This window comes from Herbaspirillum sp. VT-16-41, from assembly GCF_001994935.1.
Classification (GTDB): domain Bacteria; phylum Pseudomonadota; class Gammaproteobacteria; order Burkholderiales; family Burkholderiaceae_D; genus Herbaspirillum; species Herbaspirillum frisingense.
The window spans coordinates 25,500-45,682 of sequence record NZ_MUXB01000019.1 but is presented as its reverse complement, the minus strand read 5'-3'; the positions used below and the strand labels follow the sequence as shown (position 1 = coordinate 45,682).

27 protein-coding genes are annotated in these 20,183 nt (G+C 61.4%); 23 read left to right on the top strand and 4 right to left on the bottom strand.

Annotated features, from left to right (window positions below):
* Positions 1-8: 8 nt before the first annotated feature.
* The 20 genes from rplX to BTM36_RS01525 all read left to right on the top strand — a co-directional run bounded on the left by rplX (position 9) and on the right by BTM36_RS01525 (position 11,796).
* Positions 9-323, top strand: a complete 315-nt coding sequence (gene rplX / locus BTM36_RS01620; protein WP_006464923.1) for a 50S ribosomal protein L24 — start codon at positions 9-11, stop codon at positions 321-323.
* A 5-nt stretch (positions 324-328) separates the two neighbouring features.
* Complete coding sequence (rplE, locus tag BTM36_RS01615) at positions 329-868, top strand: 50S ribosomal protein L5 (RefSeq protein WP_006464922.1); 540 nt, start codon at positions 329-331, stop codon at positions 866-868.
* Positions 869-875: 7 nt separating this feature from the next.
* Positions 876-1,181: a 30S ribosomal protein S14 gene (gene rpsN / locus BTM36_RS01610; RefSeq protein WP_006464921.1), complete on the top strand. Its 306-nt coding sequence runs from the start codon at positions 876-878 to the stop codon at positions 1,179-1,181.
* A 14-nt stretch (positions 1,182-1,195) separates the two neighbouring features.
* Complete coding sequence (gene rpsH / locus BTM36_RS01605) at positions 1,196-1,591, top strand: 30S ribosomal protein S8 (RefSeq protein WP_006464920.1); 396 nt, start codon at positions 1,196-1,198, stop codon at positions 1,589-1,591.
* A gap of 10 nt (positions 1,592-1,601) precedes the next feature.
* Entirely contained in the window at positions 1,602-2,135 is a 534-nt protein-coding gene (rplF, locus tag BTM36_RS01600) for a 50S ribosomal protein L6 (protein ID WP_006464919.1), read from the top strand.
* A 12-nt stretch (positions 2,136-2,147) separates the two neighbouring features.
* Positions 2,148-2,510: a 50S ribosomal protein L18 gene (gene rplR / locus BTM36_RS01595; RefSeq protein ID WP_006464918.1), complete on the top strand. Its 363-nt coding sequence runs from the start codon at positions 2,148-2,150 to the stop codon at positions 2,508-2,510.
* A gap of 12 nt (positions 2,511-2,522) precedes the next feature.
* Positions 2,523-3,041, top strand: a complete 519-nt coding sequence (rpsE, locus tag BTM36_RS01590; protein WP_006464917.1) for a 30S ribosomal protein S5 — start codon at positions 2,523-2,525, stop codon at positions 3,039-3,041.
* A 10-nt stretch (positions 3,042-3,051) separates the two neighbouring features.
* The gene (gene rpmD / locus BTM36_RS01585) at positions 3,052-3,231 is read left to right on the top strand and encodes a 50S ribosomal protein L30 (protein ID WP_006464916.1); all 180 of its coding nucleotides are present in this window, start codon (positions 3,052-3,054) and stop codon (positions 3,229-3,231) included.
* A gap of 26 nt (positions 3,232-3,257) precedes the next feature.
* Positions 3,258-3,692, top strand: coding sequence for a 50S ribosomal protein L15 (rplO, locus tag BTM36_RS01580; protein WP_006464915.1), 435 nt, complete (start codon positions 3,258-3,260; stop codon positions 3,690-3,692).
* A 19-nt stretch (positions 3,693-3,711) separates the two neighbouring features.
* Complete coding sequence (gene secY, locus BTM36_RS01575; RefSeq protein ID WP_006464914.1) at positions 3,712-5,043, top strand: preprotein translocase subunit SecY; 1,332 nt, start codon at positions 3,712-3,714, stop codon at positions 5,041-5,043.
* A gap of 33 nt (positions 5,044-5,076) precedes the next feature.
* The gene (infA, locus tag BTM36_RS01570) at positions 5,077-5,295 is read left to right on the top strand and encodes a translation initiation factor IF-1 (RefSeq protein WP_005663428.1); all 219 of its coding nucleotides are present in this window, start codon (positions 5,077-5,079) and stop codon (positions 5,293-5,295) included.
* 30 nt (positions 5,296-5,325) lie between these two features.
* Complete coding sequence (gene rpmJ / locus BTM36_RS01565; protein ID WP_006464913.1) at positions 5,326-5,439, top strand: 50S ribosomal protein L36; 114 nt, start codon at positions 5,326-5,328, stop codon at positions 5,437-5,439.
* A 28-nt stretch (positions 5,440-5,467) separates the two neighbouring features.
* Positions 5,468-5,833 (top strand): 30S ribosomal protein S13, encoded by a 366-nt coding sequence (rpsM, locus tag BTM36_RS01560; protein WP_006464912.1) that lies wholly within the window; start codon positions 5,468-5,470, stop codon positions 5,831-5,833.
* A gap of 42 nt (positions 5,834-5,875) precedes the next feature.
* A complete protein-coding gene (gene rpsK, locus BTM36_RS01555; protein WP_006464911.1) occupies positions 5,876-6,280 on the top strand; it encodes a 30S ribosomal protein S11 in 405 nt (134 codons plus the stop codon).
* 160 nt (positions 6,281-6,440) lie between these two features.
* Positions 6,441-7,064, top strand: a complete 624-nt coding sequence (rpsD, locus tag BTM36_RS01550) for a 30S ribosomal protein S4 (protein WP_006464910.1) — start codon at positions 6,441-6,443, stop codon at positions 7,062-7,064.
* A gap of 106 nt (positions 7,065-7,170) precedes the next feature.
* Positions 7,171-8,148 (top strand): DNA-directed RNA polymerase subunit alpha, encoded by a 978-nt coding sequence (gene rpoA / locus BTM36_RS01545; RefSeq protein WP_077234959.1) that lies wholly within the window; start codon positions 7,171-7,173, stop codon positions 8,146-8,148.
* A gap of 186 nt (positions 8,149-8,334) precedes the next feature.
* On the top strand, positions 8,335-8,730 hold the full coding sequence (gene rplQ / locus BTM36_RS01540; protein ID WP_006464908.1) for a 50S ribosomal protein L17: 396 nt from the start codon (positions 8,335-8,337) through the stop codon (positions 8,728-8,730).
* 151 nt (positions 8,731-8,881) lie between these two features.
* Positions 8,882-9,229: a divalent-cation tolerance protein CutA gene (gene cutA / locus BTM36_RS01535; protein WP_077234958.1), complete on the top strand. Its 348-nt coding sequence runs from the start codon at positions 8,882-8,884 to the stop codon at positions 9,227-9,229.
* A gap of 27 nt (positions 9,230-9,256) precedes the next feature.
* Positions 9,257-11,047: a protein-disulfide reductase DsbD gene (dsbD, locus tag BTM36_RS01530; protein ID WP_139347018.1), complete on the top strand. Its 1,791-nt coding sequence runs from the start codon at positions 9,257-9,259 to the stop codon at positions 11,045-11,047.
* 110 nt (positions 11,048-11,157) lie between these two features.
* Positions 11,158-11,796 carry a peroxiredoxin gene (locus BTM36_RS01525; protein WP_006464905.1) on the top strand — a complete coding sequence of 213 codons (639 nt, stop codon included), beginning with the start codon at positions 11,158-11,160 and terminating at the stop codon, positions 11,794-11,796.
* A gap of 79 nt (positions 11,797-11,875) precedes the next feature.
* Here BTM36_RS01525 and BTM36_RS01520 read toward each other — a convergent pair whose 3' ends face one another.
* Entirely contained in the window at positions 11,876-12,820 is a 945-nt protein-coding gene (locus BTM36_RS01520) for a LysR family transcriptional regulator (RefSeq protein WP_006464904.1), read from the bottom strand.
* A gap of 246 nt (positions 12,821-13,066) precedes the next feature.
* On the opposite strand from BTM36_RS01520, the gene BTM36_RS01515 reads away from it, so the two are divergent.
* The 3 genes from BTM36_RS01515 to BTM36_RS01505 all read left to right on the top strand — a co-directional run bounded on the left by BTM36_RS01515 (position 13,067) and on the right by BTM36_RS01505 (position 17,270).
* A complete protein-coding gene (locus BTM36_RS01515) occupies positions 13,067-14,206 on the top strand; it encodes an iron-containing alcohol dehydrogenase (RefSeq protein WP_077234957.1) in 1,140 nt (379 codons plus the stop codon).
* 143 nt (positions 14,207-14,349) lie between these two features.
* Positions 14,350-15,939, top strand: a complete 1,590-nt coding sequence (locus BTM36_RS01510) for an aldehyde dehydrogenase (NADP(+)) (protein WP_077234956.1) — start codon at positions 14,350-14,352, stop codon at positions 15,937-15,939.
* Positions 15,940-16,055: 116 nt separating this feature from the next.
* Positions 16,056-17,270 (top strand): ABC transporter substrate-binding protein, encoded by a 1,215-nt coding sequence (locus BTM36_RS01505; RefSeq protein WP_006464901.1) that lies wholly within the window; start codon positions 16,056-16,058, stop codon positions 17,268-17,270.
* A 150-nt stretch (positions 17,271-17,420) separates the two neighbouring features.
* Here the strand turns inward: BTM36_RS01505 and BTM36_RS01500 are convergent, their stop codons facing one another.
* From BTM36_RS01500 to hemB, 3 genes are all read right to left on the bottom strand, one after another.
* The gene (locus tag BTM36_RS01500) at positions 17,421-17,882 is read right to left on the bottom strand and encodes a carboxymuconolactone decarboxylase family protein (RefSeq protein ID WP_006464900.1); all 462 of its coding nucleotides are present in this window, start codon (positions 17,880-17,882) and stop codon (positions 17,421-17,423) included.
* Between the two features lie 116 nt (positions 17,883-17,998).
* On the bottom strand, positions 17,999-18,979 hold the full coding sequence (sigJ, locus tag BTM36_RS01495; protein WP_077234955.1) for an RNA polymerase sigma factor SigJ: 981 nt from the start codon (positions 18,977-18,979) through the stop codon (positions 17,999-18,001).
* 25 nt (positions 18,980-19,004) lie between these two features.
* The gene (gene hemB, locus BTM36_RS01490; protein WP_077234954.1) at positions 19,005-20,024 is read right to left on the bottom strand and encodes a porphobilinogen synthase; all 1,020 of its coding nucleotides are present in this window, start codon (positions 20,022-20,024) and stop codon (positions 19,005-19,007) included.
* Positions 20,025-20,183: the final 159 nt, after the last annotated feature.

The following is a 20,183-nucleotide window of genomic DNA, read 5'->3' as shown; positions in this document are numbered from 1 at the left end:
GAGTGGTCATGGCAAAGATTCGTAAAAACGATGAAGTCATCGTGTTGACCGGCAAAGACAAGGGCAAGCGCGGTGTCGTGACCGCTCGCGTCAGCGCCGATTATGTCGTCGTGGAAGGCGTGAATGTCGCAAAGAAGGCGACCCGTCCCAATCCGATGACTGGTGCAACTGGCGGCATCGTCGATAAGCTGATGCCAATTCATGTGTCGAACGTCGCGTTGTTCAACGCTGCGACCGGCAAGGCAGATCGTGTGGCTTACAAGGAAGTGGACGGCAAGAAGGTCCGCGCTTACAAGTCCAACGGCGAAGTCGTTAAGGTTTAAACATCATGGCACGTCTTCAACAGTTTTATAAAGATAAGGTCGTCGCCGATCTGACTACGAAGTATTCGTACAAGTCGGTGATGGAAGTTCCGCGCATCCTGAAGATCACCCTGAACATGGGTCTGTCGGAAGCAGTTGCGGACAAGAAGATCATCGAGCACGCCGTTGGCGATCTGACCAAGATCGCTGGCCAGAAGCCGGTGGTGACCAAGGCTCGCAAGGCTATCGCAGGTTTCAAGATCCGCGAAGGCTATCCGATCGGTTGCATGGTGACCCTGCGTGGCGCCCGCATGTACGAATTCCTGGATCGTCTGATCACCGTGGCCCTGCCGCGCGTGCGTGACTTCCGTGGTGTGTCGGGTCGTGCGTTCGACGGTCGTGGCAACTACAACATCGGTGTGAAAGAGCAGATCATCTTCCCCGAAATCGAGTACGACAAGATCGATGCACTGCGTGGCATGAACATCAGCATCACCACGACTGCAAAGACCGACGACGAAGCGAAGGCGCTTCTCGCCGCATTTAAATTCCCGTTCAGAAACTGAGGATGCCATGGCAAAACTGGCACTGATTAACCGTGAACAGAAGCGCGCAGAAATGGTGAAGAAGTATGCTGCCAAGCGCGCCGAGTTGAAGGCTATTATCGACGACCAATCGAAGTCGGATGAAGAGCGTTACGAAGCACGTCTGAAGCTGCAGGCGCTGCCCCGTAACTCGGCTCCGACCCGCCAACGTAACCGTTGCGCGCTGACTGGCCGTCCCCGTGGTACTTTCCGCAAGTTCGGACTGGGCCGTATCAAGGTCCGTGAAATCGCCATGCGCGGCGAAATCCCGGGTTTGACCAAAGCTAGCTGGTAATAGGAGAAGAAGCAATGAGTATGAGCGATCCTATCGCCGATATGCTGACCCGTATCCGCAATGCACAAGGCGTGAACAAGACCACCGTCGTCATGCCGTCTTCCAAGGTGAAGGTTGCCATTGCCAACGTCCTCAAGGACGAGGGTTATATCGAAGATTTCGCCGTGGTTGCCGCAGATGGCAAGGCTGAATTGAAAATCGGTTTGAAGTATTACGCTGGCCGTCCGGTCATCGAGCGCCTGGAGCGCGTGTCCCGTCCGGGTCTGCGCATCTACAAGGGCAAGGATGATATTCCGAACGTCATGAATGGCCTGGGTGTGGCGATTGTGTCCACCCCGCGCGGCGTGATGACTGATCGCAAAGCACGCGCAACCGGTGTCGGTGGCGAAGTGATTTGCTACGTGGCCTAAGGAGTGCAAGATGTCTCGTGTAGGTAAAATGCCTGTTGCACTGCCGAGTGGCGCGGAAGCGACCATCACTGCAGAGCAAATCACCGTCAAGGGCCCGCTGGGCTCCTTGACCCAACCGCTGACCAAGAAGGTCAAGGTGGTCAACAACAATGGCTCGCTGAGCTTCGAAGTGGCTGATGACAGCCGCGAAGCCAACGCGATGTCGGGCACCTTGCGTGCTCTGGTCAACAACATGGTCAACGGCGTCACCAAGGGCTTCGAAAAGAAGCTGAACCTGGTCGGCGTGGGTTTCCGTGCACAAGCACAAGGCGACAAGCTGAACCTGTCGCTGGGCTTCTCGCACCCCATCGTTCACCAGATGCCTGCCGGCATCAAGGTTGAGACCCCGACCCAGACCGAAATCCTGATCAAGGGTATCGATCGCCAGGTGGTTGGCCAGGTCGCCGCTGAAATTCGCGCGTACCGCGAACCCGAACCCTATAAGGGCAAGGGTGTGCGCTACGCTGACGAAGTGGTGACGCTCAAAGAAACCAAGAAGAAGTAATAGGGGTTGACGATGGACAAGAAACAATCTCGCCTGCGCCGTGCGACTCAGACTCGCGCCAAGATCGCAGAACTGAAGGTGAATCGTCTGGCTGTGCACCGTACCAACACGCACATCTACGCCAGCGTCATCGGCCCCGACGCCAACGTGCTGGCCTCCGCTTCCACCCTGGAAGCAGAAGTCCGCGCCGAGCTGGCTGGTCAATCCGGCAAGGGTGGCAATGCCGCCGCTGCCGCCCTGATCGGCAAGCGCGTTGCAGAGAAGGCTCTGAAGGCCGGTGTGACTGAAGTCGCATTCGACCGCTCCGGTTTCCGTTATCACGGTCGCGTCAAGGCGCTGGCTGAGGCTGCGCGTGAAGCCGGCCTGAAGTTCTAAGGATTATCGATCATGGCAAAAATGCAATCGAAAACGCAAAGCGACAAGCCTGATGACGGCATGCGCGAAAAGATGATCGCAGTCAACCGCGTCACCAAGGTGGTGAAGGGTGGCCGCATCATGGGTTTCGCAGCGCTGGCAGTGGTTGGTGACGGCGATGGCCGCATCGGCATGGGCAAGGGCAAGTCCAAGGAAGTGCCCGTCGCCGTGCAGAAGGCAATGGAAGAAGCACGTCGCAAGCTGATCAAGGTCACCCTGAAGAACGGTACCGTGCAGCACACCGTCATCGGCAAGCACGGCGCTTCGTCGGTGATGATCTCGCCGGCCAAGGACGGTACTGGCGTCATCGCCGGTGGTCCGATGCGCGCGATCTTCGAGGTGATGGGCGTGACCAACGTGGTGGCCAAGTCGACCGGTTCGACCAACCCCTACAACATGGTCCGTGCCACCCTGGACGGTCTGTCGAAGATGAACACTCCGGCTGAAATTGCTGCCAAGCGCGGCAAGTCGGTCGAAGAAATCCTGGGCTAAGGTGATCGAGATGGCTAACACAATCAAAGTCAAGCTGGTCAAGGGTCTGATCGGTACTCGTCAGGACCACCGCGCAACCGTGCGCGGTCTGGGTCTGCGTCGCGTCAACTCGGTGTCCGAACTGGAAGACACCCCGTCGGTGCGTGGCATGATCAACAAAGTGTCCTATCTTGTGAAAGTGGTGTCGTAAGCGTCAGCTTGCGAACGGAGCGAATCATGCAATTAAACACTATCCAACCCGCAGAAGGCGCGAAGCACGCTAAGCGTCGCGTCGGTCGTGGTATCGGCTCTGGCCTGGGCAAGACCGCAGGTCGCGGTCACAAGGGTCAGAAGTCGCGTTCGGGCGGTTTCCACAAGGTCGGCTTCGAAGGCGGCCAGATGCCCCTGCAACGTCGTCTGCCCAAGCGCGGTTTCAAGTCGCTGGCTACGCCTTACAAGGCTGAAGTGCGCCTGTCCGACCTGGAAAAGCTGCCCGTCGCCGAGATCGACGTGCTGGCACTGAAGCAAGCCGGCCTGGTGTCGGAACTGGCTCGTGTCGTGCGTATCATCAAGGCTGGCGAACTGACCAAGAAGGTAACCGTCAAGGGTCTGATCGCAACTGCTGGTGCCAAGGCCGCTATCGAAGCAGCCGGTGGTTCCATCGCTGAGTGATCCGGTCCCGGAGCATTAATTGGCAACTACTCCTCAATTAGCGAAAGGTGCCGCAAAAGGCTTCCCCTGGGGGCGTTTGTGGTTCCTGCTGGGAGCGTTGATCGTTTATCGCATCGGTGCACATATCCCGGTTCCGGGTATTGATCCGACGCAGTTGGCGCAGCTGTTCAAGCAGAATCAGGGCGGCATTCTGGGCATGTTCAACATGTTTTCCGGTGGTGCCCTGTCGCGCTTTACGATCTTCGCACTGGGGATCATGCCGTATATCTCGGCATCGATCATCATGCAGCTGCTGTCGGTGGTTTCGCCGCAGCTGGAAGCATTGAAGAAAGAGGGTGAAGCCGGTCGTCGCAAGATCACGCAGTACACCCGTTACGGCACCCTGGTGCTGGCGACCTTCCAGGCGCTGGGCATTGCGGTGGCGCTGGAATCGCAAGCCGGCCTGGTGCTGGATCCGGGTCTGGCCTTCCGTATGACCACGGTGGTGACGCTCATCACCGGCACGATGTTCCTGATGTGGCTGGGCGAACAGATCACCGAACGGGGTCTGGGCAATGGCATCTCGATCATCATCTTCGCGGGTATTGCAGCAGGCCTGCCGAATGCTCTGGGTGGCTTGTTCGAGCTGGTTCGTACCGGTTCGATGAATGCCCTGTCGGCGATCCTGATCTGCGTGATCGTGGCTCTGGTGACGTTCCTGGTGGTCTTCATCGAACGTGGCCAGCGCAAGATCCTGGTGAACTATGCGAAGCGTCAGGTCGGCAACAAGATATACGGTGGTCAAAGCAGCCACCTGCCGCTGAAGCTGAACATGGCTGGCGTGATCCCGCCGATCTTTGCATCGTCGATCATCCTGTTCCCGGCCACGATCACCAGCTGGTTCACATCGGGTGATTCGTCAAATCCCTTCATTCGTTTCCTGAAGGATCTGGCGGCATCGATGGCACCAGGCGAACCGATCCATGCCTTGCTGTATGCGGTGGCTATCGTCTTCTTCTGCTTCTTCTACACCGCACTGGTGTTCAACAGCAAGGAAACGGCAGACAACCTGAAGAAGAGTGGTGCGTTTGTTCCGGGTATCCGTCCGGGTGATCAGACGGCGCGTTATATCGACAAGATCCTGATGCGCCTGACCCTGGCCGGCGCCGTGTACATCACTCTGGTGTGCCTGTTGCCAGAGTTCCTGATCGCACGCTGGAAGGTACCGTTCTATTTCGGTGGCACATCGCTGCTGATCATTGTGGTCGTGACGATGGATTTCATGGCCCAAGTGCAGAACTATGTGATGTCTCAGCAGTATGAATCGTTGCTCCGCAAAGCTAATTTCAAGGGTGGCATGACACCGCGATAAGCGGCCTCATGCCCCAGAGGAAGAAGACACGGAATGGCAAAAGACGACGTTATTCAGATGCAGGGCGAGATTCTTGAAAATCTGCCCAACGCGACATTCAGGGTTAAGTTGGAAAACGGTCACGTTGTACTCGGCCATATTTCCGGCAAGATGCGCATGAATTACATCCGTATCCTGCCTGGTGATAAGGTAACGGTGGAACTGACGCCTTACGATTTGAGCCGGGCACGTATCGTGTTCCGAACCAAGTAACAGTGAAACATTGAAAGAAAGAGGGCCACAATGAAAGTGCTCGCATCAGTCAAGCGGATCTGCCGCAACTGCAAAATCATCAAGCGCAATGGCGTCGTTCGTGTGATCTGCACCGAACCCCGTCACAAGCAGCGCCAGGGTTAACTTAACGTTATTGATCGAGGAATAACGAATGGCACGTATTGCAGGGGTCAACATCCCCAACCATCAGCACACCGTAATCGGCCTGACCGCCATCTATGGTATTGGCCGTCCGCGCGCACAAGACATTTGCGCTGCTACCGGCGTTCCGACCAACAAGAAGGTCAAGGACCTGGACGATAACGAGCTGGAAAAGCTGCGTGACGAAATCGCCAAGTTCGTCGTGGAAGGCGATCTGCGCCGTGAGTTGTCCATGAACATCAAGCGTTTGATGGACCTGGGTTGCTACCGCGGTCTGCGTCACCGTCGTGGCCTGCCGGTTCGTGGTCAACGCACCCGCACCAACGCCCGTACTCGCAAGGGTCCGCGCAAGGCCGCTCAATCGCTGAAGAAATAATCCCGGCAGGCGCAAGCACTGGTCGGATTCAAGGAAGAAATTATGGCAAAGTCCCCCAACAACGCAGCAGCATCGCGTGTTCGTAAGAAAGTTAAGAAGAACGTTGCTGAAGGCATCGCGCACGTTCACGCTTCGTTCAACAACACCATCATCACGATCACCGACCGTCAGGGCAACGCCCTGTCGTGGGCGACCTCGGGTGGTGCTGGCTTTAAGGGTTCGCGCAAGTCGACTCCGTTCGCCGCCCAGGTCGCCGCTGAAAGCGCCGGCAAGGTCGCGATCGAATGCGGCATCAAGAACCTGGAAGTGCGTATCAAGGGCCCTGGCCCGGGCCGTGAATCCGCAGTGCGCGCTCTGAACAACCTGGGTATCAAGATCACCCAGATCCAGGACGTGACCCCGGTCCCGCACAACGGTTGCCGTCCGCCGAAGCGCCGTCGCATCTAAGTTGTAGTATAATCTTGCGCTTTCGCCTGGCTTCAGGTGAAAGCGCTGGAAATCACCCGCCAATCGCCTTGGCGGGTTTTGTTCTTAAGACCACCGTCTGACCGCATGCAGGTCAGACTAGCGTCCGGCAGTCTGGGACGTCATTGATAAAGGAAATACCGTGGCACGTTACATCGGACCCAAAGCAAAACTCTCCCGCCGCGAAGGCACCGACCTGTTCCTGAAGAGCGCACGCCGCTCGCTGGATTCCAAGTGCAAGCTGGATTCCAAGCCAGGTCAACACGGCCGCACCTCCGGCGCCCGCACTTCCGACTACGGCAACCAGCTGCGTGAAAAGCAGAAGGTCAAGCGCATGTACGGCGTCCTCGAGCGTCAGTTCCGCCGCTACTTCGCTGAAGCCGACCGCCGCAAGGGCAACACCGGCGAAACCCTGCTGAAGCTGCTGGAATCGCGCCTGGACAACGTCGTCTACCGCATGGGCTTCGGCTCGACCCGCGCTGAAGCGCGTCAGCTGGTGTCCCACAAGGCCCTGACCGTGAACGGTCAAGTCGTGAACATCGCTTCCTACTCGGTCAAGGCTGGTGACGTCGTCGCCATCCGCGAAAAGGCCAAGAAGCAAGTGCGTATCGCCGAAGCCCTGTCGCTGGCCGAATCGAACGGTTTCCCGCAGTGGGTTTCCGTGGATTCGAAGAAGCTGGAAGGTACCTTCAAGTCCGCTCCGGACCGTAGCGAAATCGCTGCCGACGTCAACGAATCGCTGATCGTCGAACTGTACTCGCGTTAATCCGCCGTACCGCTGTACCTCTGTGCCCACCTCATGGTGGGCATTTTTCCGAACTGCCATCAGCCTTATCGGTGTAACGAGCCGAGGGTATTGAAAAGGACAATTCATGCAAAACAGTTTGTTGAAGCCCCGCATCATCGAAGTGGAAACACTGGCTCCCGGTCACGCCAAGGTCGTGATGGAGCCGTTCGAGCGCGGTTATGGTCACACCCTGGGCAACGCGCTGCGTCGCGTGCTGCTGTCGACCATGAGCGGTTACGCTCCCACCGAAGTCACCATCGCCGGTGTCGTGCACGAGTACTCCTCGCTGGACGGCGTGCAGGAAGACGTCGTGGATATCCTGCTGAACCTGAAGGGCGTGGTCTTCAAGCTGCACAACCGTGACGAAGTCACCCTGACCCTGAAGAAGGAAGGCGAAGGCGCCGTCCTGGCTTCCGATATCGATCTGCCGCACGACGTCGAACTGATCAACCCGGATCACATCATCGCCAACCTGACCGGTGGCGGCAAGCTGGACATGCAGATCAAGGTCGAAAAGGGCCGTGGCTACGTGCCGGGCAACGTGCGTCGCCTGTCCGAAGACACCAACAAGACCATCGGTCGCATCATCCTGGACGCGTCCTTCTCGCCGGTGCGTCGCGTGTCCTACGCTGTGGAATCCGCACGTGTGGAACAGCGTACCGACCTGGACAAGCTGGTCATGAACATCGAGACCAACGGCGTCATCACTCCGGAAGAAGCGATCCGCCAATCGGCTCGCGTGCTGGTTGATCAACTGAACGTGTTCGCTGCCCTGGAAGGCACCGAAGCGACTGCAGAAGCACCGTCGCGCGCACCGCAGGTCGATCCTATCCTGCTGCGTCCGGTGGACGACCTGGAACTGACCGTTCGTTCCGCAAACTGCCTGAAGGCCGAGAACATCTACTACATCGGCGATCTGATCCAGCGCAGCGAAAACGAACTGCTGAAGACCCCGAACCTGGGTCGCAAGTCGTTGAACGAAATCAAGGAAGTCCTGGCTTCGCGCGGCCTGACCCTGGGCATGAAGCTGGAAAACTGGCCGCCGGCCGGTCTGGAGAAGTAATTCCTGCTGCCTGGCTGGCGTGGAGCACCATCCCGCCGGCCAGGCTGGCAAGACGCTGTATCTGTCGCACCCGTCGTACCCGTAGCAATACTTTTATCCGTCATTTACCGGTCCGCGGTCCGGACAGCGAAGCTGGCCTGCCGATAGAAGAACTGGATCAAAACTGTAACCTGAAAGGAAATTACCATGCGTCACCGTCACGGTCTCCGCAAACTGAATCGTACTTCGTCCCACCGTCTGGCCATGCTGCGCAACATGACTGTCTCCCTGCTGCGTCATGAAGCCATCAAGACCACCCTGCCGAAGGCCAAGGAACTGCGCCGCGTCGTCGAGCCGATCCTGACCCTGGGCAAGACCGACACCTTGGCCAACAAGCGTCTGGCCTTCAACCGCCTGCGCGATCGCGAAATCGTCGGCAAGCTGTTCTCTGAACTGGGCCCGCGCTACGCTGCCCGTAACGGCGGCTACCTGCGCATCCTGAAGATGGGCTTCCGCCAAGGCGACAACGCACCGATGGCCTTCGTCGAGCTGGTGGACCGTCCGGAAGTCAGCGACGCCGCTGATGCCCCGACCGCTGAGTAATTCACTCGCTTGTCCGTCTCTGCAGAAAAGCCAGGCTCAGCCTGGCTTTTTTTGTTTTTGGCGGCCCTTTTCCACGGCATGTCCTGAGCTTGCATGGCGGCGCGCCGGCGCAGTCTGTGGTTGAATACGGCATGTGCAAGGAGATGCTGACATGACCTCGTCCCTGTTGAACCAACCGCTTCTGGTCCTGGCCAATGTGCCGGATCAGGCGCTGGCCGAAAAGATCGCCACAGCCCTGGTGGAACCAGGGCTGGCAGCCTGCGTCAATATCCTGGCGCCGGTGAGCTCGGTCTATCGCTGGCAAGGCAAGATGCAGCGTGAGAGCGAAATCCCCTTGCTGATCAAGACCACGCAGGCGCGCTACCAGGAGCTGGAGCGGACCATCCTGCAGTTGCATCCCTATGATGTGCCGGAGATCATCGCCTTGCCGCTCACGGCAGGTCTTCCGGCCTACCTCGCCTGGATGCAGGATGAAACCGCCCGGCCATTACGCCTGTAAAGCACACAAGGAACTCCGTTGAATCTCATGATGACGCGCCACCGGATTGGCCGGCGCCTGCAGCGCTTGTGGCTGCTCTCCCTGCAGTGTCTGCTGATGCTGGTGGCCACGCTGTCCACGATCGTGGCGCATGCCGCCGAAGATTATCTTCCGCCGGAGCAGGCCTTCCAGCTCAGCGGACGCATGGTCGATGCCGGGACCCTGGAATTGAGCTATCGCATCGCCGATGGCTATTACATGTACCGCGACCGCTTCCATTTCAGCGCCGAGGGCGCGACGCTGGGCGAGCCACAATTTCCCCCCGGCAAGCGCAAATATGACGACAACTTCCAGAAGGAAGTGGAGACCTATCACCAATCGGTGACGGCCCGCATGCCGGTCAGCGGCGCTGTGGACAGATTTACCGTGGTGGCGGTGTCTCAAGGTTGCGCCGACAAGGGGCTATGTTATCCACCGATGACGCTCAAGCTGACCATGTCGCCCCAGGCGACCGGCCAGAGCGTGGGCGCGGGCGGCGGTGATGCGATGCAGGCCACCGGCGGCAGCGATATCGACGGAATTGCCGCCGTACTGAAGAGCGGCAAGCTGTGGAGCATCCTGTCGCTGTTCTTCGTGCTGGGTATTGGACTCTCCTTCACGCCTTGCGTGCTGCCGATGCTGCCCATCCTGTCCTCGATCATCGTCGGCCAGCAGACTGCCGCCGGCGGTGGCCGCGCTCGCAGCTTCCTGATGTCGGTCGCCTACTCGCTTGGTATGGCCTTGGTCTATACCGCGCTGGGCGTGGCGGCTGGGATGCTGGGCGAGGGCTTGTCGGCCTATCTGCAAAACCCGTGGATGCTGGCCGGCTTTGCGCTGCTGATGGCGGTACTGGCCCTGTCGATGTTCGACGTCTACACGCTGCAGGTGCCGGCCTCCGTGCAATCCCGCCTGTCCTCGGCCTCGGGCAATGGCAGCGGCAAATGGCTGGGGGTGTTCCTGATGGGCGCGATCTCGGCGCTGATCGTCGGCCCGTGCGTGGCCGCGCCGCTGGCCGGGGCACTTCTCTACATCAGCCAGACCGGCAACGTGGTGCTGGGCGGTAGCGCCCTGTTTGCGATGGCCGCCGGCATGAGCGTACCGCTGCTGCTCATCGGTGCGTCTGCAGGTGCACTGCTCCCGCGCGCAGGCGCCTGGATGGATGCAGTCAAGCGCTTCTTTGGCGTGCTCATGCTGGGTACGGCGCTGTGGATGGTCTCGCCGGTGATCCCGTCCTGGCTGCAGATGGCGGGCTGGGCGATGCTGGGCATCGGCTATGGCGCCTTCCTGCTGTGGTCCCGCCCGGCAGGCTGGATCGCACGTGGACTCGGCCTGGCAGTGGTCACATTGGGTCTGCTGCAACTGGTCAGCGTGGTGACCGGTGGTCGCGACCCATTGGCGCCGCTGTCGCATCTGCGCGCGCAGGGTACCGCGGTGGCCGGCACGGACTTCGTGCGCATCCGTTCCAGCGCCGAGCTGGACGCGGCCCTGCAGCAGAATGCCGCCGGTGAGCGCCGTCCGGTGATGCTGGACTTCTACGCCGACTGGTGCGTCTCCTGCAAGGAAATGGAACGCTTCACCTTCAGTGACCAGCGCGTGAAGGAACGCTTCGGCCAGATGTTGCTGCTGCAGATCGATGTGACCGCCAACAATGCCGATGACCGCGCCATGCTCAAGCGCTTCAATCTCTTCGGCCCGCCCGGGATCATGTTTTTCGATGCGGATGGACGCGAACTGGTACAACGCCGCGTGATCGGTTACCAGGATGCAGACAAGTTCATGTCCACGCTGCAAAACCTGTAGAAACCATTGCGCTGCGTTATTTGGATACCACTTTATAGTCGTTGGCCTGACGCGGGCATCGCGTTATAGTCAGCCTTTCTGTTTTCAACCGTTCATCCAAGGAGACCACCATGACGCTGCGCCTGGGCGATACTGCACCGGATTTCGAGCAAGAATCCTCGATCGGCAAGATCAAATTCCACGACTGGGCCGGTGATTCCTGGGTCGTGCTGTTCTCCCACCCGGCCGACTTCACGCCGGTCTGCACCACCGAGCTGGGCCTGACGGCCAAGCTCAAGCCCGAATTCGACAAGCGCAACGTCAAGGCCATCGCCCTGTCGGTGGACGGTGCCGAGGCCCACAACCAGTGGATCAAGGACATCGAGGAAACCCAGCAGACCGTGGTCGGCTTCCCCATAGTGGCCGACGTCGACAAGAAGGTCGCCGGTCTTTACGACATGATCCACCCCAACCAGTCCGAAACGGCCACGGTGCGTTCGCTGTTCGTCATCGATCCCAAGAAGAAAGTGCGCCTCATCATCACCTACCCGATGAGCACCGGCCGCAACTTCGACGAAGTGCTGCGCGTCATCGATGCCCTGCAACTGACCGATGGCTACACCGTGGCCACCCCGGGTAACTGGAAGGACGGCGACGACGTCATCATCCCGCTGTCGGTCAAGGATGAGGAAGTCATCAAGCAGAAATATCCCAAGGGCTACAAGTCGCCGCGCCCTTACCTGCGTATTACCCCGCAACCGAACAAGTAATCCGGCAAGCGGTCAGCCGGACCAGAGAAAAGCGCTCCTGCGGGAGCGCTTTTTGTTTGGCGCGCCAGGCGGGCCGGGCTCACTCTTGCGGCGCCACCGTGCGCGCAAAGTCGTCGATGAACAGCCGTGCCACCGGGGAGAGCATGGTGCCGTGCCGTGTCACGAGCTGGTAGGGTTCGCTGCGGGTATGCAATTGCAGCGGCAGGATGCGCGTCATGCCGAAACGTGTGCAGAACTGCGCCACGTCCACCGACAGCAGGGCCACGAAATGCGGATTCTTCTGCAGCAGCGACAGCGTGGTGAAGGCCGAGGTGGTTTCCATCAGGTGCAGCGGGAAGCGCAGGTCGGCGTCGTGGAATTCCCGCTCCAGCGTGAGCCGCATCGGCATGTTGGCCGAATACACCACCCATCGCGAATCGGCCAGGTCCGCCAGTTGCAGACTGGATGCTCCGGCCAGGGGATGCTGCACACTGGCCACCACCGCCAGTTGTTCGTCATGGATGTTGAAGGCGTCATACAGGTCCGGGCGCTGGCTGATGCTGGTGCGGCAGATCGCCAGATCCAGCCGGCCCTGGTCGAGCAGGCGCAGCAATCGGGCACTGGTGTCTTCCACGATCTCCACCGACAACGAGGGATGGCTCTCCAGCAGGCGCGTCAGCGCATCGGTCAATAGCGGCACTGCTCCCATGATGGTCCCCACTGCCAGCCGGCCGCCGTGACCTTGCATGATCGACAGCATCTCCTCCCGCAGGTGGGTCAGGTCGGTCTGGATCAGCCTTGCATAGCGGATCACGCAATGGCCCAGCTCGGTGGGTTCCAGCCCGCGGTTGGTGCGGGTGAACAGTTGCACGCCCAGGGTGCTTTCGATCTCCTGCAGCGCCTTGCTGGCGCCCGGTTGGGTCAGGGCCACCTGCTCGGCCGCCTTGAGCAGCGAGCCGTGGTCGGACAGGGCAATCAGAAGCCTTAACTGGCGCAGGTGCAGGCGGGAGGTGATGGAGGCCAGGGAGGGCAGGGTGTTGTGCATGGCGTTAATCCTCGAATAGGCCTCCAGTATGAGCTTTGGTTATACCCATATCAACAGCTCTCATTAGCCAAGGGCCGGGCGATGGCTTAGAGTTTCGCTTTCAAAAGCAGGTCGCAGAGGGAAAAGGTCGGGCTCGCAGGACGGCGTCGACACCTTCCAGACCGCGGCCTGGCTGGCGACATCTATGAATCATGGCTATGTAATCGCAGCTTGATTCGAAGCTTAATTGCACCTAACGGTACCCTAATGGCACTCATCAACTACATCACCCAGGTCCAGTTCGACTACGGCGCACTGGCGCTGCTGCAGCAGGAATGCGATCGCATCGGCATCAAGAAGCCGCTGGTGGTCACCGACATGGGCATCCGCAATGCCGGTCTGCTGGACAAGGTCCTGGCGCAGCTCAAGGAAGGCAGTGCGGCCGTGGTCTACGACCAGACCCCGCCCAACCCCAACGAAGGTGCCGTACGTGCGGCTGTGGCGCTGTTCCGCGAGCAGGGCTGCGACGGTATCGTGGCCGTGGGTGGCGGCTCTTCCATCGACCTGGCCAAGGGCGTGGCGGTCTGCGGTACGCATGAGGGACCGCTGAAGTCGTTCGCGCTGATCGAAGGCGGCCTGTCCAACATCACCGCCCGGACCGCGCCGGTGATCGCCATTCCGACCACCGCCGGTACCGGCAGCGAAGTCGGCCGTGGCGCCATCCTGATCCTGGACGACGGCCGCAAGGTCGGCATCATCTCGCCCTACCTGGTGCCCCGGCTGGCCATCTGCGACCCCGAGCTGACGCTGGGCCTGCCGCCGCTGATGACCGCCGCCACCGGCATGGACGCCATCGCCCACTGCCTGGAAACCTTCATGGCGCCGTCCTTCAATCCGCCTGCCGATGGCATCGCGCTGGATGGCCTGTGGCGCGCCTGGGCGCATATCGAACGCGCCACCCGTGAGCCGGGCGACCGCGAAGCACGACTCAACATGATGAGTGCCTCGATGCAGGGCGCCATGGCCTTCCAGAAGGGCCTGGGTTGCGTACACAGCCTGTCGCACTCGCTGGGCGGCATCAATCCCAAGCTGCACCACGGCACCCTCAATGCCATCTTCCTGCCGGCCATCATCGCCTTCAACGAAAGCGCGCCGACCATGGTCAAGGACAACAAGATGGCGCGCATGGCCCATGCCATGGGCCTGGCCAGCGGTGCCGAGATCGGCCCGGCGATCCGCGATATGAGCCGTCGCCTGGGCTTGCCGGCCGGCCTGGGTGAACTGGGCGTGAGCGAGTCCATGTTCCCGCAGATCATCAAGGGCGCGCTGGCCGATCACAGCCACAAGACCAACCCGCGCGAGGCCTCGGAACAGGATTACCTGCAGATGCTGCAGCAATCCATGTGATGGCGGACAATGACCGGCGCAGGGCAGCGGCCACGGCCGGCCTGTCCTGCAAGTCCCCCTCAGCTGCTCCCGCATTGCGCGGGCGCGGCTCTCATGCCTGACCCGAACCCGGGCGGCATCAACGAAACCAGCAGGAGCACATCGTGAGCTACAAGATCCTTGGACACAACTACATCGGCGGCCAGCGCAGCGGTCAGGGCGACGTCGCCCTGCATAGCGTGGACGCGACCACCGGCGCGCTCTTCGAGACCCCCTTCCTGACCGCCACCGAAAACGAAGTGGCCGCCGCCGTGGATGCGGCCGAGAAGGCCTATCCCCTGTACCGCGCCACCACCTCGCAACAGCGCGCCCAGTTCCTGGAAGCCATCGCCGACGAGATCGATGCCCTGGGTGAGGATTTCCTCGCCGCCGTGGCCCGTGAAACCGCCCTGCCGGCCACTCCGCGCCTGGCCGGTGAACGCGCCCGCACCAGCGGCCAGATGCGCCTGTTCGCCAAGGTCCTGCGCCGTGGCGACTTCTACGGTGCGCGCATCGATACCGCCCTGCCGCAGCGCCAACCGCTGCCGCGTCCGGACATCCGCCAATACAAGATCGGCGTGGGTCCGGTGGCCGTGTTCGGCGCCAGCAACTTCCCGCTGGCCTTCTCGGTGGCCGGTGGTGATACCGCCGCCGCCCTGGCAGCAGGCTGCCCGGTGGTCTTCAAGGCCCACAGCGGCCACCTGGTGACCTCCGAACTGGTGGCCGATGCCATCGAGCGCGCCGTCAAGAAGACCGGTATGCCGGCCGGCACCTTCAACATGGTCTATGGCGACCGTGTGGGCGCCCAGCTGGTCAAGAGCGCCGGCATCCAGGCAGTCGGCTTCACCGGCTCGCTGCGTGGCGGCCGTGCCCTGTGCGACATGGCGGCTGCCCGTCCGCAACCGATTCCGGTGTTTGCCGAGATGTCCAGCATCAACCCCATCATCCTGATGTCGGAAGCGCTGAAGGTGCGCGGTGACGCCATTGCCAAGGACCTGGCCGGTTCGGTCACGGTCGGCGTGGGCCAGCTGTGCACCAGCCCGGGCCTGCTGCTGGGTGTGCGTTCGCCCGAGCTGACCGCCTTCATCGAAAAGCTGTCGGCGGCCTTCGGCGGCAGCAATCCGGCCACCATGCTCAACAGCGGCGGCCTGACCCACTACAACGGCGGTGTTGCCCGCCTGACCCAGTTGCCGGGCGTGAAGGTGATCGCCACCGGAGGCACCAGCTACACCCAGGCCGTGCCGCATCTGTTCAAGGCTGACGCCGCGCTGCTGTTCTCCAAGGAAGCACCGCTGGAAGAAGAAGTCTTCGGCCCCTCCACCGTCATTGTCGAACTGGAAAGCCGCGAACAACTGCTGGACTTCGCCGCCAAGATGAACGGCCAGCTGACCGCCACCCTGCAAGCCGAGATCGGTGATCTGCAAGGCAACCAGGACCTGATCGCGATCCTGGAACAGAAGGCCGGCCGCCTGCTGCTCAACGGCTTCCCGACCGGTGTCGAGGTGTGTGATGCGATGGTTCACGGTGGCCCCTATCCGGCCACCTCGGACGCCCGTGGCACCTCGGTCGGTACGCTGGCCATCGAGCGCTTCCTGCGTCCGGTGTGCTACCAGAACTACCCCGACGCGATGCTGCCGGCACCGCTGCAGAACGCCAACCCGCTGGGCCTGATGCGCCTGGTCGATGGCGAGCAGACCCGCGCCACCGTCGCCTGATCCAGCACGTTGCAGCACCCGGACCGGCGCCTTGTCGTCGGTCCTGTTCCACCTTCCCCGCACTCGATTGCGGGGTCGCAACAACAATATCCCAAGACCCCAAGAGGAGGAGACTCATGATGAAATCCATCCAGCGCGCTGCGCTGTCTGCTACCGTCTGCGCGCTGTTCGGCGCAGCGACCATCCCTTCCGCCCACGCGGCGGGCGACACCATCAAGATCGGCTTCATCACCGACATGTCCGGCACTTATGCCGACTTCGACGGCCAGGGCGGCGTCGAGGCGATCCGCATGGCCATCGCCGATGCCGGCGGCACCATCAACGGCAAGAAAGTGGAACTGGTCTTTGCCGACCACCAGAACAAGGCCGACATCGCCGCCAACAAGGCGCGTGAGTGGTTCGACCGCGACGGCGTGGACATGCTGGTCGGTGGCGTGAACTCGGCGGCCAGCCTGGCCATGGGCAAGGTGGCGGGCGAAAAGAAGAAGGTCTTCATCTCGGTCGGCGCCGGCACCACGCGCCAGACCAACGAGGAATGCAATGCCTACACCATCCAGTACGCCTACGACACCACGGCCCTGGCGCGCGGCACGGGGGCAGCCATCACCCGTCAGGGCGGCAAGTCCTGGTACTTCCTGACGGCCGACTATGCCTTCGGCACCTCGCTGGAAAAAGACACCAGCGATGTCGTCAAGAGCAATGGTGGCAATGTCGTGGGCGCCACCCGGGTCCCGCTGGCGACCTCGGATTTCTCGTCCTTCCTGCTGCAGGCGCAATCCTCCAAGGCCCAGATCCTCGGGCTGGCGGTGGCCGGTGGCGACGTCATCAATGCCATCAAGGCGGCCAATGAATTCGGCGTGAACAAGACCATGAAGCTGGCGGGGCTCCTGATCTTCATCAACGATACCCACTCGCTGGGCCTGCAGCTCACGCAAGGGATGTACCTCACCGATGGCTGGTACTGGGACCTCAACGACCAGAGCCGCGCCTGGGCCAATCGCTACTTCATGAAGATGAAGAAGATGCCGTCCATGTTCCAGGCTGGTGATGCCTCGGCCGTGGGCCAGTATCTGAAGGCGGTGAAAGCGGTGGGCAGCACCGATCCGGACCAGGTCATGGATTACCTGCGCAAGAACCGCATCAACGATTTCTTCACCAGCAATGGCGTGGTGCGTCCGGACGGCCGCATGGTGCATGACATGTATCTGATGGAGGTGAAGAAACCTTCAGAATCCAAGCGCCCCTGGGATTATTACAAGCTGGTGCAGACCATTCCCGGCGAGCAGGCCTACATGACCAAGGCCGAATCCAAGTGCGCGCTCTGGAAGTAAGCCAGCGCCGATATTGAAACGCCCAGCAGGGCGCCGCCCGTGAGTGCGCCGCCCGCCCCTTTTTGAGCAGAAAGTCTGATGTGGATCGGACCATGTTCTACGCATCCCGGGTGACCGGGGTGCGTTTTTTTTCGTCCGGACGCTGCGTTCTCAGGCGCGGCGCGGTACCTGCGGACGCATGGCCACGCCCAGGCGGTTCCAGGCGTTGATGATGGCCACTGCGAAGGTCAGGTTGGCGATCTCGGCCTCGCTGAAGTGCTGTTGCAGCAGGGCGAATGCGGCATCGTCCTTCTCGCCATCCTGCTGGTGCAGATAGGTGAAGCGTTCGGCCCAGTTCAGCGCGGCGCGCTCCTGTTCGGTGAAGAAGGGGATTTCGCGCCAGGCGGCCAGGGTGTTGAGGCGCTGCTGGTCTTCGCCATTCTTGAGCAGGTCATGCGAGTGCATGTCGGCGCAGAAGGCGCAACCGTTGAGTTGGGAGACGCGCAGGAATACCAGTTCCAGCAGCTTGGGATCGACCCCGCTCTGGTGCACCGCTTCGCTAGCCTTGAGCAGGGCGTTGAAGGCGGGAGCGGCGAGCTTGGCGTGGGGCAGACGTTGCTTGAAGTCGGACATGACAATTCTCCATCAATGGGTGAGGTGACAGCGGCGCGAATCGCCGGTGTTCCTCCACTAGACGGAGCGGGGTGTCGTCTTGTGACAGTTTTCGGAAAAAAGAAGCGAAATAATCTTCAGGCCGGGTCCAGCTGCTGACGGGCAATGGCCGCCAGCTTGTCCGGATTGCGGACCACGTAGATCTCGCGAATGCGCCCACCCTCGGTTTCCAGCACCTGGGCCGATTCCAGCGTGCCATCGACGTAGCGCAGCAGGCCCGGCGTGCCGTTGACCGAGGCTGCACGATAGGCGATGCGCTCGCCGAAGCGGCGCAGGTTGGCGTAGTACAGCCAGGAGATGCGCTCGGCGCCGGCCAGCGGATGGGGGAAGGAAGCGACCTTGCCACCGCCGTCGCCGATCAGGCGGGCATCCTCGGCCAGCAGGCCCAGCATGGCGTCGCGCTGGCCGCTCTGGACCGCTTGCATGAACTTTTCCAGCAACAGGGCATGGGTTTCGCGGGTGACCGGGCTGGAGGCTGCACGCTGGGTGGTGCGCGGGGTCACGCTGCCCGGCGCGCCGGCCGATTTGGCGTCATGGCGCGACAGGCGTTCGCGGGCGCGGTGCACCAGCTGGCGACAGCTGGCTTCGGATTTCTGCAGGATGGCGGCGATGTCGGGGTAGTCGTTGTCGAATACTTCGCGCAGCAGGAAGGCGGCGCGCTCCTCGGGTTTGAGGCGTTCCAGCAGCAACAGGTAGGCAAAGGATACGTCGCTATGCTGCTCCAGCAGCGCCTCCGGCGAAGGCGCCAGGCTGGCCTGGCCGTACAGGTCGATCTCGGCAGCCGGTTCGGCCAGGTCCACCAGGGGTTCCGGCAGCCAGTGGCCGACGTAGTGCTGGCGCTCCTGCTGCAGCTGGCGCAGGCGATCGATGCACAGCCGCGTCACCACCGTCACCAGCCAGGCCTCGGCCGATTCCAGTTGCTGCCGGTCCTGGGCATGCCAGCGCAGCCAGGCGTCCTGCAGCACGTCTTCGGCGTCGCTGCGCGAGGCCAGCATGCGGTAGGCCACGCCGAACAGGCGCGGCCGGTGACGGGTGAAGAGGTCGAGATCGTCTGCCATCAGCGCAGCCAGTGGGTGCCGAGGATCAGCCCTGCTTGAGCTTGCGCGCGATGTCCAGCGCGAAGTAGGTCAGCACGCCATCGGCACCGGCGCGCTTGAAGGCCATCATGGCTTCCATCATGGTCTTGTCGTGATCCAGCCAGCCGTTCTGGGCGGCGGCCTTGATCATCGCGTATTCGCCGCTGACCTGGTAGGCGAAGGTGGGCACGCGGAATTCGTCCTTCACGCGGCGCACGATGTCCAGGTAAGGCATGCCCGGCTTGACCATCACCATGTCGGCGCCTTCCTTGAGGTCCAGCGCCACTTCGCGCAGGGCCTCGTCGCTGTTGGCCGGGTCCATCTGATAGGTGGCCTTGCTGCCCTTGCCCAGGTTGGCGGCCGAGCCGACTGCATCGCGGAAGGGGCCGTAGAAGGCCGAGGCATACTTGGCCGAGTAGGCCATGATGCGGGTGTAGATGTGGCCCTTGGCTTCCAGCATGGCGCGGATGGCGGCGATGCGGCCGTCCATCATGTCCGAAGGGGCGACCACGTCCACGCCGGCATCGGCCTGGGTTTGCGCCTGCCTGACCAGCAGCGCGAGGGTTTCATCGTTGAGGATGTAGCCGGTCTCATCCAGCACGCCGTCCTGGCCGTGGCTGGTGTAGGGGTCCAGCGCCACGTCGCACAGCACGCCCAGTTCGGGGAAGCGCTCTTTCAGCGCTCGCACCACACGCGGGACCAGGCCATCCGGGTTGGTGGCTTCGATGCCATCGGGCGTCTTCAGGGCCGGATCGATCACCGGGAACAGCGCCAGCACCGGCACGCCCAGCTTCACGCATTCTTCGGCCACCGGCAGCAGCGCATCCAGCGACAGGCGTTCCACGCCCGGCAGCGAGGCCACGGGGGTGCGCAGGTTCTGACCTTCCTGCACGAATACCGGATAGATCAGGTCGGCGCTGGTGATGACGTTTTCGGCCATCAGCGCGCGCGAGAAGGCATCGCGACGCATGCGGCGCATGCGCAGGGCAGGGTAGGCGGCGTTGGAACTGAAATCGGTCAAGGACATAGGTTCGCTTTCAATAAAGAGATGTTGTATGACGCTATCTTGAAATATTTTCTAGGCAAATATCGCTAACTTCGGAAAATTGCCTGCTTAGATTCGAGCGGCGAACAACTTTCCCTCGGTATGGCTTATCTTTGCTGCGGGTAATTCATTTGCCCCCCG

Excerpts from the sequence above, each read along its gene's own strand:
- rplX (WP_006464923.1), top strand. The coding sequence starts at position 9 with ATGGCAAAGATTCGTAAAAACGATGAAGTCATCGTGTTGACCGGCAAA.
- rplE (WP_006464922.1), top strand. The coding sequence starts at position 329 with ATGGCACGTCTTCAACAGTTTTATAAAGATAAGGTCGTCGCCGATCTG.
- rpsN (WP_006464921.1), top strand. The coding sequence starts at position 876 with ATGGCAAAACTGGCACTGATTAACCGTGAACAGAAGCGCGCAGAAATG.
- rpsH (WP_006464920.1), top strand. The coding sequence starts at position 1,196 with ATGAGTATGAGCGATCCTATCGCCGATATGCTGACCCGTATCCGCAAT.
- rplF (WP_006464919.1), top strand. The coding sequence starts at position 1,602 with ATGTCTCGTGTAGGTAAAATGCCTGTTGCACTGCCGAGTGGCGCGGAA.
- rplR (WP_006464918.1), top strand. The coding sequence starts at position 2,148 with ATGGACAAGAAACAATCTCGCCTGCGCCGTGCGACTCAGACTCGCGCC.
- rpsE (WP_006464917.1), top strand. The coding sequence starts at position 2,523 with ATGGCAAAAATGCAATCGAAAACGCAAAGCGACAAGCCTGATGACGGC.
- rpmD (WP_006464916.1), top strand. The coding sequence starts at position 3,052 with ATGGCTAACACAATCAAAGTCAAGCTGGTCAAGGGTCTGATCGGTACT.
- rplO (WP_006464915.1), top strand. The coding sequence starts at position 3,258 with ATGCAATTAAACACTATCCAACCCGCAGAAGGCGCGAAGCACGCTAAG.
- infA (WP_005663428.1), top strand. The coding sequence starts at position 5,077 with ATGGCAAAAGACGACGTTATTCAGATGCAGGGCGAGATTCTTGAAAAT.
- rpmJ (WP_006464913.1), top strand. The coding sequence starts at position 5,326 with ATGAAAGTGCTCGCATCAGTCAAGCGGATCTGCCGCAACTGCAAAATC.
- rpsM (WP_006464912.1), top strand. The coding sequence starts at position 5,468 with ATGGCACGTATTGCAGGGGTCAACATCCCCAACCATCAGCACACCGTA.
- rpsK (WP_006464911.1), top strand. The coding sequence starts at position 5,876 with ATGGCAAAGTCCCCCAACAACGCAGCAGCATCGCGTGTTCGTAAGAAA.
- rpoA (WP_077234959.1), top strand. The coding sequence starts at position 7,171 with ATGCAAAACAGTTTGTTGAAGCCCCGCATCATCGAAGTGGAAACACTG.
- rplQ (WP_006464908.1), top strand. The coding sequence starts at position 8,335 with ATGCGTCACCGTCACGGTCTCCGCAAACTGAATCGTACTTCGTCCCAC.
- cutA (WP_077234958.1), top strand. The coding sequence starts at position 8,882 with ATGACCTCGTCCCTGTTGAACCAACCGCTTCTGGTCCTGGCCAATGTG.
- dsbD (WP_139347018.1), top strand. The coding sequence starts at position 9,257 with ATGATGACGCGCCACCGGATTGGCCGGCGCCTGCAGCGCTTGTGGCTG.
- BTM36_RS01525 (WP_006464905.1), top strand. The coding sequence starts at position 11,158 with ATGACGCTGCGCCTGGGCGATACTGCACCGGATTTCGAGCAAGAATCC.
- BTM36_RS01520 (WP_006464904.1), bottom strand. The coding sequence starts at position 12,820 with ATGCACAACACCCTGCCCTCCCTGGCCTCCATCACCTCCCGCCTGCAC.
- BTM36_RS01515 (WP_077234957.1), top strand. The coding sequence starts at position 13,067 with ATGGCACTCATCAACTACATCACCCAGGTCCAGTTCGACTACGGCGCA.
- BTM36_RS01505 (WP_006464901.1), top strand. The coding sequence starts at position 16,056 with ATGATGAAATCCATCCAGCGCGCTGCGCTGTCTGCTACCGTCTGCGCG.
- BTM36_RS01500 (WP_006464900.1), bottom strand. The coding sequence starts at position 17,882 with ATGTCCGACTTCAAGCAACGTCTGCCCCACGCCAAGCTCGCCGCTCCC.
- sigJ (WP_077234955.1), bottom strand. The coding sequence starts at position 18,979 with ATGGCAGACGATCTCGACCTCTTCACCCGTCACCGGCCGCGCCTGTTC.
- hemB (WP_077234954.1), bottom strand. The coding sequence starts at position 20,024 with ATGTCCTTGACCGATTTCAGTTCCAACGCCGCCTACCCTGCCCTGCGC.